Here is a 12,496-nt window from a genome sequence, read left to right on the forward strand (position 1 = left end):
GCCATTGGCTGACGGGCTACGCGGAAAGACACCTTACTCGATGTTCTGGATCTGCTCGCGCATTTGCTCGATTAAAACTTTCAGTTCGATGGCGGAATTGGTCACTTCCGCATTAATGGATTTTGACGCCAGCGTATTCGATTCTCGATTGAATTCTTGCATCATGAAGTCCAGACGGCGGCCTACTGCCTCTTTTTTCTTCAGGATGTTGTAGGTTTCTTTAACGTGGGCGTCCAGGCGATCCAGTTCTTCTGCCACATCAATGCGCTGTGCCATCAGGACCAGTTCTTGTTCCAGACGGTTATTTTCCAGTTGGACCTGAGCGTCTTCAAGCTTAGCGACCAGACGCTCGCGCTGCCATTGTAGAATTTCTGGCATATGGGCGCGGACCTTAACAACTTCAGCGCTGACGCCTTCCAGACGTTGTTCGATCAGCGTTTTCAGTGCCTGACCTTCCGTTTCGCGGGCAACGATGAAATCGTCGAGCGTGCCGTCGAGTGCGGTCAGGATTTCTGCAGCAATGGCGTCCAGATCCTGCTCCTGTGCTGCCATAACACCGGGCCAGCGCAGGATATCGACCGGATTGATTTCCCCTTCATCACTCTGCATTTTGACCCAGTTAGCTGCATTCACGAGTTGTTTTGCGAGCTTTTCATTCAGGATGAGCTCGCCCTGCGCGCTGGCATCGGGTTCAAAGCGCAGCATGCATTCGACTTTACCGCGCGTCAGGCGCGTACGAATGCGTTCACGAACAACAGGCTCAAGGCTACGGAACTGTTCCGGCAGACGAAAGTAAGTTTCCAGATAACGCTGGTTTACCGAGCGCATTTCCCAGGTGGCGCTACCCCATTCACCCTTGATTTCACGCCGGGCGTAGGCGGTCATACTGCGGATCATAGACGTTCCTGTTTTTAAAGGAGAGATGGGAGGATTATAGCCATCCCGGCCTTGTCAGGATAGGAATAACCGCCGGAAGTCCGTATAATGCGCAGCCACATTCGTTTAAGCCGGAGATCTCAATATGCGTCCAGCAGGCCGTAGCGCTAATCAGGTGCGTCCCGTAATCCTGACCCGTAACTATACAAAACACGCTGAAGGCTCGGTGCTGGTCGAATTTGGAGATACCAAAGTGCTGTGCACGGCCTCGATTGAAGAAGGCGTACCGCGTTTTCTGAAAGGTCAGGGCCAGGGCTGGATCACCGCTGAATATGGCATGTTGCCGCGTGCAACACATACCCGTAACGCGCGTGAAGCCGCAAAAGGCAAGCAGGGCGGCCGTACTATGGAAATTCAGCGTCTGATCGCCCGTGCGCTGCGCGCTGCAGTCGATCTCAAAACGTTGGGTGAATTTACTATCACCCTGGACTGCGATGTGATCCAGGCCGATGGCGGCACGCGTACCGCTTCCATTACCGGTGCCTGTGTGGCGCTGGCAGATGCGCTGAACAAACTGGTGGCCAGCGGTAAGCTGAAAACTAATCCGATGAAAGGGATGGTTGCTGCGGTATCCGTGGGGATCGTTAACGGCGAAGCGCTCTGCGATCTGGAGTACGTTGAAGACTCAGCGGCGGAAACCGATATGAACGTGGTGATGACCGAAGATGGACGAATCATTGAGGTGCAGGGGACGGCAGAAGGTGAGCCGTTCAGCCATGAAGAACTTCTCACCTTGCTGGCACTGGCCCGAGGGGGAATCGAATCCATTGTTGCGACGCAGAAGGCGGCGCTAGAGAATTGATTTTAAGGCGACCAATGAGTCGCCTTTTTTTTGTCCGTAGATTTTGTCAATGATGAAAGTGAAATGAGGAGCGAATCCATGAAACCCTATCAACGCCAGTTTATTGAGTTTGCGCTTAACAAACAGGTACTCAAGTTTGGCGAGTTCACGCTGAAATCTGGGCGCAAGAGCCCCTATTTCTTCAACGCCGGCCTGTTTAATACCGGGCGCGATCTGGCACTGTTAGGCCGTTTTTACGCTGAAGCATTAGTGGATTCTGGCATTGAATTTGATCTGCTTTTTGGCCCGGCTTACAAAGGCATTCCCATTGCGACGACCACGGCGGTCGCGCTGGCGGAACATCATGACAAAGACCTGCCGTACTGCTTTAACCGCAAAGAAGCCAAAGATCACGGAGAAGGTGGCAATCTGGTTGGCAGCGCATTACAAGGCCGCGTGATGCTGGTAGATGATGTGATCACCGCTGGTACGGCCATCCGGGAATCGATGGAAATCATCCAGGCCAATGGTGCAACGCTGGCTGGTGTGCTGATCTCTTTGGATCGTCAGGAACGCGGACGTGGCGAGATTTCTGCCATTCAGGAAGTCGAGCGCGATTATGGCTGTAAGGTGATTTCCATCATCACCCTGAAAGACCTGATTGCCTATCTGGAAGAGAAGCCGGAAATGGCAGAGCATCTGGCAGCGGTGCGGGCGTATCGGGAAGCGTTCAGCGTTTAACGTGAGTGGCCGGATAACGCGTGCGCTATCCGGCAAACATTACTGCAGTTGCGCGGCGAGCAGTGGCCAGCGGGCGTCAAAATCATCCGTAGGACGGTATTTGAATTCGCTACGCACAAAGCGCGACAGCATACCTTCGCAGAAGGCGAGCAGTTGACTTGCCAGTAACGTTTCATCCGTCACGTACCCTTCACCTTCACGCATCCGCTTTTCCCGCAATACCTGGCGCAGTTGTGCTTCAATGCGTTCGAACAGTTGGTTGATACGTCCTTGCAGGCGATCTTGTTCAAACATCAACGCATGTCCAGTCAGGATGCGCGTCAGGCCAGGATTGCGTTCGCCGAAACCCAGAATCAATAACACAATCAGGCGCACACGCGCGTGAGTATCTTTTTCATCTTTCAAAATCAAATTGATACGGGTGATCAGGCTGTCTTCGATAAACTCAATCAGGCTATCGAACATGCGGGTCTTGCTGGGAAAGTGGCGATACAATGCCGCTTCGGAAACGCCGACAGAAGCCGCCAGTTTTGCTGTTGTGATGCGCTGGCTTCCATCACTGGATTCCAGCATCAGCGCCAGAGACTGAAGTATTTCTTCGCGACGATTCCTTTTCGCAGTTTGTTTTTCTGCCATGTTACAAAATACCCCTGAAAATAAGCACTTGCAGGCGAGCATCCACACTATGACCGCAAACCCAGGGCTTGCGGTGATGTTATGACGTTATCGGGATGCGTAACTTTCTTACTTACGACCGGAATGGCCGAAACCGCCTTCACCACGGTGGGTGGCATCAAACTCTTCCACCAGATTAAATTCGGCCTGCACGACTGGCACAAAGACCATCTGTGCGATACGTTCGCCCGGCTCAATGGTAAAACTGTCCTGACCACGGTTCCAGACGGACACCATTAGCTGCCCCTGATAGTCAGAATCAATCAACCCCACCAGGTTGCCCAGCACGATACCATGCTTATGGCCCAGACCCGAACGCGGCAGGATGACGGCAGCCAGAGACGGATCGGCGATGTGAATAGCCAGCCCGGTTGGCAGCAGCGTGGTTGCGCCCGGCGCCAGTTCTACGGCGTCATCGAGACAAGCCCGCAGGTCAAGTCCGGCGGAGCCGGAGGTGGCATACGTCGGCAGCGGGAATTGCTTGCCGACACGCGGGTCCAGAATCTTAACGTCGATTTTTTTCATCATAACGGGTCACGATCTCGTCGAGTAATAATTGGCCCAGGAGTGCTTTGCGCTCAAGCGGTAAGACTTTATCTCCATCCTGCCAGAAAAGGTGTAAAGCGTTGCTGTCGCTATTAAATCCTTGAGTTGAAAGCGAAACATCGTTTGCACAGATCAAATCAAGGTTTTTACGGATACGTTTTTGCCGGGCATATTCTTCCACATTATTCGTTTCCGCGGCAAACCCAACGACATAGGGGCGATGGTCTTTACGTGCGGCAACCCCGGCGATGATGTCTGGGTTCTTGACCATTTTTATTGTTAATTCATCACCTTGTGTTGCCTGTTTCTTAATTTTTTCCGGGGCGACAATCGCGGCGCGATAGTCTGCTACGGCAGCGCAGCCGATAAAAATATGTTGCTGTTGGACGGCGGATTGCACCGCCGCTTCCATTTCCAGAGCGGTCATCACATCAACACGCTGTACAAAAGGCGGCGTGGGTAATGATACCGGGCCGGCGACCAGCGTAACGTTCGCCCCGCGACGGGCTGCGGCGGCGGCGATGGCAAACCCCATTTTGCCGGAGCTGTGGTTGGAAATGTAGCGCACCGGATCGAGCGGTTCGCGCGTCGGGCCCGCGGTAATCATGATGTTAAGATGTTGCAGATCGTTGACAGGGGCGAAATGTGCCGCGGCCATATCGACAATCGTTAAAGGATCCAGCATACGGCCCGGCCCTACATCACCGCATGCCTGGCTGCCGCTGTCTGGTCCCCAGATGAGCAACCCACGAGAAGCCAGAACGTCCAGATTATGCTGCGTTGCCGCAGCCCGGTACATCTGCTGGTTCATTGCCGGTAAAACAGCAACGGGCGCAGGAGTAGCCAGACAAATCGTAGACACCAGATCGTTTGCCATGCCGGCTGCGACACGCGCGATAAGGTCTGCGGTGGCCGGGGCGAGAATCACCAGGTCGGCCCATTTCCCCAACTCAATATGGCCCATTGCGGCTTCTGCCGCGGGATCCAGCAGACTGTCAGAAACGGGATACCCGGAAACCGCCTGTAAGCTGAGTGGAGTAATAAAGGCTTTAGCCGCCTCGGTCATTGCCACTCGGACATCAGCGCCGCGTTCGCGCAGACGACGCACCAGTTCAGGGGCTTTGTAGGCAGCAATGCCGCCGCTGACGCCGAGAACGATTTTTTTACCGGCCAGGCTCATCATGATCATTCCTGTTGGATTACACCAGAAGGCGGATATTTTATCACAATCCGTAAACTGTCGTGCGTTCACCCATGAATCACTTTGCGAGGCGCTACGCAGGAGTGGAAATTGTACGTCGATTCCCCCTCCGGCCCATGCCACCATGCGTGCTGGCATGAGGAGGTGTGGGGATGGAAACTGCTGAATATGTGCTGCCGAGGGAAAAACTGTTGGCGCTTGGGGTCGATACGCTGACGGATGACGAACTACTGGCGCTCTTCTTACGGACCGGAACGCCCGGGAAAGATGTCTTTGCACTGGCAAAAGAGATCCTGGAACATTTTGGCTCTCTTTATAGCTTGTTGACGGCGGACTACTCTCAATTCAGCGCGGTGACAGGGATTGGCGTAGCAAAGTATGCGCAGCTTAAAGGCATCGCGGAACTGGCCAGGCGCTTTTATGAAGTGCAAATAAAAGGTACGAACCCATTACTCAGCCCGGTGTTAACACGGGATTTTTTGCAGAGCCAATTAGCGGGGGAGGCGCGGGAAGTTTTCATGGTGGTTTTTCTCGATTCTCAACACCATGTCATTAAACATAGCCGCCTTTTCTCTGGCACACTCACCCATGTTGAGATCCATCCGCGTGAAATTATTCGTGAAGCGATAAAAATCAATGCATCTGCGGTGATCCTTGCCCATAATCATCCGTCGGGGTGTGCAGAGCCGAGCAAAGCGGATAAACTTATCACCGAGCGTGTCGTAAAATGCTGTCAGTTCATGGATATCCGTGTGCTTGATCACCTTGTCATTGGACGCGGAGAGTACGTTTCGTTTGCGGAACGAGGTTGGATTTGACGCACTTTGCGCGATCCATCGGGATCTTTGTCTGTTCGGGACTTGAGCACATCGCTGACTCAGCGTATACTACGCCACCTTTGAGAATCTCGGGTTTGGCATTTGGGCCTGGCAATCGAGTGTTCACTTAGACACCCAATCATTCACGTTGCGTTAAGGCAGCTTGAAGGGTGAGGTGTAGAACCGCGATGACCGGGCTGTAAAGCCTGACGAGGCGCCGATACCCCATACGAAGCTCGAGCTAATTTGATTTTTGGAGAATAGACATGTCCCGAGTCTGCCAAGTTACTGGCAAGCGTCCGGTGACCGGTAACAACCGTTCCCACGCACTGAACGCGACTAAACGCCGTTTCCTGCCTAACCTGCACTCTCACCGTTTCTGGGTTGAGAGCGAAAAGCGTTTTGTCACCCTGCGTGTATCTGCTAAAGGTATGCGTGTAATTGATAAGAAAGGCATCGATACAGTTCTGTCTGAACTGCGTGCCCGTGGCGAAAAGTACTAAGTACTAAGAGGAAATAAATCATGGCTAAAGGTATTCGTGAGAAGATCAAGCTGGTTTCTTCTGCTGGTACTGGTCACTTCTATACCACCACGAAGAACAAACGTACTAAGCCGGAAAAACTGGAACTGAAAAAATTCGATCCAGTTGTCCGTCAGCACGTTCTCTACAAAGAAGCGAAAATTAAGTAAGTCTCGCTTTGCTGTAATGAAAAACCTCGCTTCGGCGGGGTTTTTTGTTTTCTGGCCATCCCCATATTAGTGAGACCTGATACACAGCCGGAGACGTTATGCCTGAATTACCTGAAGTCGAAACCAGCCGCCGCGGTATTGAACCGCATCTGGTCGGGGCAACCATTCTGCATGCCAATGTGCGTAATGGACGTCTGCGTTGGCCGGTATCAGAAGAGATCTACCGTCTGAGCGACAAACCGGTGCTCAGCGTTCAGCGCCGTGCGAAATACCTTCTGCTGGAGCTACCCGATGGCTGGATCATCATTCACCTGGGGATGTCAGGCAGTCTACGTATCCTTCCTGAAGAACTGCCGGCAGAAAAACATGACCATGTCGATTTAGTGATGAGTAACGGTAAAGTCCTGCGCTACACCGATCCCCGTCGCTTTGGTGCCTGGCTGTGGACGAAAGAACTGGAAGGGCACAACGTACTGGCGCATCTCGGTCCTGAACCGCTAAGCGATACTTTCAACGGCGAATACCTGCAACAGAAATGTGCGAAGAAGAAAACGGCGATTAAACCCTGGTTGATGGATAATAAGCTGGTCGTGGGGGTCGGAAATATCTACGCCAGTGAATCTCTGTTTGCTGCGGGTATTCATCCTGACCGTCTGGCGTCGTCATTGTCGCCGGCTGAATATGAACTGCTGGTGCGCGTGATTAAGGCCGTCCTGCTGCGTTCAATAGAACAGGGGGGAACGACGCTGAAAGATTTTCTGCAAAGCGATGGTAAACCGGGCTATTTTGCTCAAGAGTTGCAGGTCTATGGCCGTAAAGGTGAGCCATGCAGAGTGTGCGGAACGCCGATCGTAGCATCGAAACACGCGCAGCGTGCGACGTTCTATTGCCGTCAGTGCCAGAAGTAAGACGGGGCGTCCCGGATGCGGGGCGCTATTTGAGCTTTGCCAACAGCGCCTGATGAATATTCTCGGGCAGGAAGTGGGTGACATCACCCTGATGGCGGGCCACTTCTTTCACCAGTGACGATGAGATGAAGGACCACTCTTTAGAAGGCATCAGAAAGACGCTTTCCAGCTCTGGCATCAAATGCCGATTCATGTGGGCCAACTGCATTTCGTATTCAAAATCCGCGACGGCGCGCAATCCACGAATCAGGATGTTGGCCTGTTGCCCACGCGCAAAGTTGGCCATCAGATCGCTAAAACCTAGCACTTCAACGCCAGACAGATGGGCAGTGGCCTGCTGAGCCAGCGCGACACGTTCTTCAAGGCTGAACATCGGTTTTTTACCGGGACTTGCCGCAATCGCCAGAATGACATGATCAAACATCTGCGTAGCACGCGTGATGATATCGATATGGCCGTTCGTCAACGGATCAAAAGTACCTGGATAAATCGCCCGTTTTTGCATAACAGCCCTCAATGCGTTTTCGGTGGCAGATAAGGTTCCAGCAGCTGTAGCAGGCGCTGTAACGCCCCCTGGTTTTGATAGAGAACTTCAACTGCGTGACGACCATAGAAATTACGATAATCGGCATCGGTCAGTAAAGAGGAAACCTCTTTGGCAAGACTTGTGGCGTCCGTGACCGTAATCAAACCGCTGGCCTGCTCCAGACGGGCGCAAATATCTTTGAAATTGAAGGTATGAGGTCCCATTAGCACCGGAATCGCGTGTGCCGCGGCTTCCAGCGGGTTATGTCCGCCACGTTCAACCAGTGAGCCTCCGACAAACGCCAGATCCGCAATTCCATAAAGCAGCATCAGTTCACCCATCGTATCACCTACAACGACCTGGGTACTGGCCGAGGGGACTTCGCCGGAGGAACGTGTGGTATAGCTTAGCCCGGCTTCACGCACGAGGTTAATCGCATCCGGGAAGCGTTCCGGATGACGCGGGACCAGAATCAACAGCAGGTTGGGGAACTGGTGTAACAATGCCTGATGTGCGGCGATGATAATACTCTCTTCACCATCATGAGTACTGGTTGCGATCCACACTGGGCGATGAGGCGCCCACTGGCGACGCAGCGTAACAGCTTTTGCGGCAAGCTGTGGCGTCACGGAAATATCGAACTTCAGACTGCCGGTGACGGTCACCTGATTGTTCTTCGCGCCCAGCGTCACAAAGCGCTGACCATCCTCTTCATTTTGCGCTGCAATTAGCGTAATACGACGGAGGATTCGGCGGATAAATTTCCCCAACTTCGCGTAACCGTCAGCGGAGCGGGCAGAAAGACGCGCATTGGCGATGACCAGTGGAATATGGCGTTTATGCAGCGCGGCAATCAGGTTCGGCCATAGCTCCGTTTCCATAATCAGTACCAGCTTAGGATCAACCTTGTTCAGGAAGCGACCCAGCGCATCGGGTAAATCGTAAGGCAGGTAGACGTGCTGAACATCGCTACCGAAGGCTGACTGGACACGCTCGGAGCCGGTTGGCGTCATCGTGGTGACCGTGATCGGTAGATCGGGGTAGCGATGTCGCAGGGCGCGAACCAAAGGAATGGCTGCCAGTGTTTCGCCGACAGAGACGGAATGGAGCATAATCCCGCCCGGTTTCAGGGGGCGACGGTAAAAACCGTAGCGTTCACCCCAGCGTTTACGGTAGGCCGGGGCCTTACGTCCGCGCACCCAAAGCCGTATCCAGATCAAAGGCTGAATAAGGTAGAGAAGGGCGGTGTAAAGCAATTCGAGCATAGTAAATAGCTGACTTATGGATGTGCTGGGGATTCTATGTATTTAGCCAGGGCTTTACCATTACTTTTCCTGTTTTTGACTTAAATAGCTTTAAGTCCGACTTATTCCGCCAGCCCGGCTCATCTTTTTTGAATTTTTATGCCATTTATTGATTTTTACTGCTATTGCCGTTGTTAACCGAGCCAATCGGTGACGAAAAAAACGATGCTCAGGTTAATATCGATTTGATTTAAAAAAGAAAAACACCCACTTTGCGGTTAATTTATTCGAGTCGGATCGCAGCGAAAGAAGTGATACACTAGCGCGTAAAAGTCAGTGCAATATCAGTGATCGGGTAGCTGTTGAGCCTGGGGCGGTAGCGTGCTGTTTTCTGCTTAACTTTATCGGACAATCACAACAAAAGAGTCGCGTGTGGAAAAGCCTTTTCGAAAAATTCTGGTCATCAAGATGCGTTTCCACGGGGATATGCTATTAACCACTCCCGTTATCAGTACGCTGAAGCAGAACTATCCTGACGCCAAAATCGATATGCTTCTTTACCAGGATACGATGCCTATTTTGTCGGAAAACCCCGAGATTAATACCCTTTATGGCATCAGTAATAAGGGAACAGGGGCGGCAGAGAAGATTAAAAATACGCTTTCGCTGATTAAGACCTTACGCAACAACCAATATGATCTGGTCATCAACCTGACCGATCAGTGGATCGTGGCGCTGATTGTCCGTTTTTTACACGCAAAAGTAAAAATATCCCAGGATTTCGCCAACCGGCAGTCTGCATTCTGGAAACAGAGTTTTACCCATCTCGTTCCCTATTCCGGCGAACACGTTGTCGAACGTACGCTGTCAGCACTCAAACCGCTGGGGCTGGAGCATATTGTTACTGAAACGACGATGAGCTATCGGCCTGAACACTGGGAGAATATGCGTCGGCAGTTGCGCCAGCTTGGCGTGACGCATCAGTATGTGGTGATTCAACCTACGGCAAGGCAGTTATTTAAGTGCTGGGATAATGACAAATTTTCCCGCGTCATTGATGCTCTTGAACGTCGTGGTTATCAGGTCGTGCTGACGTCCGGCCCTTCTGCTGACGATTTAGCCTGTGTGGAAGAGATTGCGCTGGGGTGCGAAACCAAACCGGTAACCGGGCTGGCAGGTAAAACCCGATTCCCGGAATTAGGCGCGCTGATTGATCATGCCGCCCTTTTTATTGGCGTTGATTCAGCCCCAGGGCATATTGCCGCGGCGGTCAAAACGCCGGTGATATGTCTGTTTGGCGCGACAGACCATGTCTTCTGGCGCCCCTGGACTGACAATATTATTCAGTTCTGGGCAGGGGACTATCAGCCGATGCCTAAACGATCTGAACTGGACCGTAACAAAAAATATATGTCCGTTATTCCCGTTGAGGATGTGATTGCGGCAACGGAAAAACTGTTGCCGCAGAACGCGCAAATTATCGAAATGGATGCGCCAGTATGATCGTGGCTTTTTGTTTGTATAAGTATTTTCCGTTCGGCGGACTACAACGTGACTTTATGCGCATTGCGCAAACCGTCGCAGCCCGAGGTCATCAGGTCCGTATTTATACCCAATCGTGGGACGGAGAGTGCCCGGATGCTTTTGAGCTCATTCGTGTACCGGTTAAATCGCGGACCAACCATGGGCGTAATGCGGAATATTATGCCTGGGTACAGGCGCATTTGCGTGAGCATCCCGTTGACAGGGTCGTAGGGTTTAACAAGATGCCAGGCCTGGATGTCTATTTTGCCGCGGATGTCTGTTATGCCGAAAAAGTTGAGCAAGAAAAAGGCTTTTTCTATCGTCTGACCTCCCGTTATCGTCATTATGCGGCGTTTGAACGGGCAACGTTTGAACAGGGTAAACCGACGCAGTTATTAATGCTGACGGATACGCAGATTGCTGATTTCCAGAAGCATTATCAAACCGAAGCGGAGCGTTTTCATATTCTCCCTCCGGGGATTTACTCGGACAGAAAATACAGTGCGCAAATCCCGAATGCCCGTGAAATCGTTCGCCAGAAGAACGGTATTTCGGAGCAGCAAAACTTACTGTTGCAGGTTGGCTCTGATTTTACCCGCAAAGGGGTGGATCGTTCGATTGAAGCACTTGCGTCACTTCCGGCGGCGCTGCGGCATAACACACTTTTGTATATTGTCGGTCAGGATAAGCCACGCAAATTTGAAGCGCTGGCAGAAAAACGCGGTGTGCGCAGTAATGTACATTTTTTCTCCGGACGCAATGATGTCTCGGAGTTGATGGCTGCCGCCGATTTGTTACTGCACCCGGCCTATCAGGAAGCGGCAGGTATTGTTCTGCTGGAGGCGATTACTGCTGGCTTGCCAGTGTTGACCACGGCCGTTTGCGGTTATGCGCATTATATTACGCAGGCTAACTGTGGCGATGTCATTGAAGAACCCTGGCGGCAGGACGCGTTGAACGACATTTTGCGTAAAGCGCTGACCCAGCCGTCATTGCGTGCAGCGTGGGCAGAAAACGCGCGGCATTATGCGGATACGCAAGATTTGTACAGTCTGCCGGAAAAGGCGGCGGACATTATTACAGGTGGTCTGGATGGTTGAATTGAAAGAACCGTTAGCCACATTATGGCGCGGGAAAGACGCGTTTGAGGAAGTCAAAACGCTGCAGGGTGAAGTCTTCAGGGAGCTGGAAACTCGTCGTACGCTGCGATTTGAACTGGCGGGGAAAAGCTATTTCCTTAAATGGCATCGGGGTACTTCTCTCAAGGAAATTGTCAAAAACCTTCTCTCGCTGCGGATGCCGGTTTTGGGCGCTGACAGAGAATGGAACGCTATTCATCGCCTCCAGGATTTAGGCGTGGATACGATGTATGGCGTTGGTTTCGGTGAGAAAGGGCTCAACCCTCTGACCAAAACGTCGTTCATTATTACCGAAGATCTCACGCCGACCATCAGTCTGGAAGACTATTGTGCGGATTGGGCAACGAATCCACCGGACGTCAACGTCAAGTGGATGATTATTGACCGTGTGGCCACGATGGTGCGCAAGATGCACGCTGGTGGAATCAATCACCGTGATTGCTATATCTGCCACTTCCTGCTGCATCTGCCTTTTTCAGGCAATAAAGAAGACTTAAAGATTTCGGTTATTGATCTACACAGGGCACAGATTCGTACGAAAGTTCCTCGCCGCTGGCGTGATAAAGACCTGATTGGCCTCTATTTTTCGTCGCTAAACATCGGGTTGACACAGCGGGATATCTGGCGGTTTATGCGGGTTTATTTTGATGCTTCGCTGAAAACGATTCTGCACGAAGAATCGAACCTGATATCACATGCCGAGACAAAAGCTGTGCAAATCAGAGAGCGGACACAACGTAAAGGTCTATGATTTAGATTTTTTATT

Annotated in this window: 15 protein-coding genes; 9 read left to right on the forward strand and 6 right to left on the reverse strand. The window is 52.0% G+C overall.

What is annotated here, in order from left to right:
• Positions 1 to 33: 33 nt before the first annotated feature.
• The gene (locus OGW13_RS02765) at positions 34 to 897 is read right to left on the reverse strand and encodes a YicC/YloC family endoribonuclease (RefSeq protein WP_042998637.1); all 864 of its coding nucleotides are present in this window, start codon (positions 895 to 897) and stop codon (positions 34 to 36) included.
• 124 nt (positions 898 to 1,021) lie between these two features.
• Between OGW13_RS02765 and rph the strand changes: the two genes are divergently transcribed.
• Complete coding sequence (rph, locus tag OGW13_RS02770; RefSeq protein WP_044254376.1) at positions 1,022 to 1,738, forward strand: ribonuclease PH; 717 nt, start codon at positions 1,022 to 1,024, stop codon at positions 1,736 to 1,738.
• A gap of 78 nt (positions 1,739 to 1,816) precedes the next feature.
• The gene (gene pyrE / locus OGW13_RS02775; protein ID WP_287115591.1) at positions 1,817 to 2,458 is read left to right on the forward strand and encodes an orotate phosphoribosyltransferase; all 642 of its coding nucleotides are present in this window, start codon (positions 1,817 to 1,819) and stop codon (positions 2,456 to 2,458) included.
• 39 nt (positions 2,459 to 2,497) lie between these two features.
• Here the strand turns inward: pyrE and slmA are convergent, their stop codons facing one another.
• The 3 genes from slmA to coaBC all read right to left on the reverse strand — a co-directional run bounded on the left by slmA (position 2,498) and on the right by coaBC (position 4,859).
• Entirely contained in the window at positions 2,498 to 3,094 is a 597-nt protein-coding gene (slmA, locus tag OGW13_RS02780) for a nucleoid occlusion factor SlmA (RefSeq protein WP_042998634.1), read from the reverse strand.
• 108 nt (positions 3,095 to 3,202) lie between these two features.
• A complete protein-coding gene (dut, locus tag OGW13_RS02785; RefSeq protein ID WP_042998633.1) occupies positions 3,203 to 3,661 on the reverse strand; it encodes a dUTP diphosphatase in 459 nt (152 codons plus the stop codon).
• Complete coding sequence (coaBC, locus tag OGW13_RS02790) at positions 3,639 to 4,859, reverse strand: bifunctional phosphopantothenoylcysteine decarboxylase/phosphopantothenate--cysteine ligase CoaBC (RefSeq protein WP_287115664.1); 1,221 nt, start codon at positions 4,857 to 4,859, stop codon at positions 3,639 to 3,641. The genes dut and coaBC overlap by 23 nt, the downstream gene beginning before the upstream one ends.
• Before the next feature lie 173 nt (positions 4,860 to 5,032).
• On the opposite strand from coaBC, the gene radC reads away from it, so the two are divergent.
• From radC to mutM, 4 genes are all read left to right on the forward strand, one after another.
• Complete coding sequence (radC, locus tag OGW13_RS02795) at positions 5,033 to 5,698, forward strand: RadC family protein (protein ID WP_042998631.1); 666 nt, start codon at positions 5,033 to 5,035, stop codon at positions 5,696 to 5,698.
• 266 nt (positions 5,699 to 5,964) lie between these two features.
• Positions 5,965 to 6,201: a 50S ribosomal protein L28 gene (gene rpmB, locus OGW13_RS02800; RefSeq protein ID WP_002436699.1), complete on the forward strand. Its 237-nt coding sequence runs from the start codon at positions 5,965 to 5,967 to the stop codon at positions 6,199 to 6,201.
• 20 nt (positions 6,202 to 6,221) lie between these two features.
• Positions 6,222 to 6,389 carry a 50S ribosomal protein L33 gene (gene rpmG, locus OGW13_RS02805; protein ID WP_003024094.1) on the forward strand — a complete coding sequence of 56 codons (168 nt, stop codon included), beginning with the start codon at positions 6,222 to 6,224 and terminating at the stop codon, positions 6,387 to 6,389.
• 98 nt (positions 6,390 to 6,487) lie between these two features.
• On the forward strand, positions 6,488 to 7,297 hold the full coding sequence (mutM, locus tag OGW13_RS02810) for a bifunctional DNA-formamidopyrimidine glycosylase/DNA-(apurinic or apyrimidinic site) lyase (protein WP_044328861.1): 810 nt from the start codon (positions 6,488 to 6,490) through the stop codon (positions 7,295 to 7,297).
• A gap of 25 nt (positions 7,298 to 7,322) precedes the next feature.
• Here mutM and coaD read toward each other — a convergent pair whose 3' ends face one another.
• Together coaD and waaA are read right to left on the reverse strand one after the other, a co-directional pair.
• Complete coding sequence (gene coaD / locus OGW13_RS02815; RefSeq protein ID WP_287115592.1) at positions 7,323 to 7,802, reverse strand: pantetheine-phosphate adenylyltransferase; 480 nt, start codon at positions 7,800 to 7,802, stop codon at positions 7,323 to 7,325.
• A gap of 8 nt (positions 7,803 to 7,810) precedes the next feature.
• Positions 7,811 to 9,088, reverse strand: a complete 1,278-nt coding sequence (gene waaA / locus OGW13_RS02820; protein ID WP_044263542.1) for a lipid IV(A) 3-deoxy-D-manno-octulosonic acid transferase — start codon at positions 9,086 to 9,088, stop codon at positions 7,811 to 7,813.
• 411 nt (positions 9,089 to 9,499) lie between these two features.
• Between waaA and rfaQ the strand changes: the two genes are divergently transcribed.
• The 3 genes from rfaQ to rfaP are packed head-to-tail and all read left to right on the forward strand — an operon-like array spanning position 9,500 to position 12,481.
• Positions 9,500 to 10,570 carry a lipopolysaccharide core heptosyltransferase RfaQ gene (gene rfaQ / locus OGW13_RS02825; RefSeq protein ID WP_072185418.1) on the forward strand — a complete coding sequence of 357 codons (1,071 nt, stop codon included), beginning with the start codon at positions 9,500 to 9,502 and terminating at the stop codon, positions 10,568 to 10,570.
• Positions 10,567 to 11,691, forward strand: a complete 1,125-nt coding sequence (locus OGW13_RS02830; protein WP_287115593.1) for a glycosyltransferase family 4 protein — start codon at positions 10,567 to 10,569, stop codon at positions 11,689 to 11,691. Before rfaQ ends, OGW13_RS02830 begins: the two co-directional genes overlap by 4 nt.
• Positions 11,684 to 12,481, forward strand: coding sequence for a lipopolysaccharide core heptose(I) kinase RfaP (rfaP, locus tag OGW13_RS02835; RefSeq protein ID WP_099433931.1), 798 nt, complete (start codon positions 11,684 to 11,686; stop codon positions 12,479 to 12,481). Before OGW13_RS02830 ends, rfaP begins: the two co-directional genes overlap by 8 nt.
• Positions 12,482 to 12,496: the final 15 nt, after the last annotated feature.

Source organism: Citrobacter sp. Ca225, from assembly GCF_030337175.1.
Taxonomy (GTDB): domain Bacteria; phylum Pseudomonadota; class Gammaproteobacteria; order Enterobacterales; family Enterobacteriaceae; genus Citrobacter_A; species Citrobacter_A amalonaticus.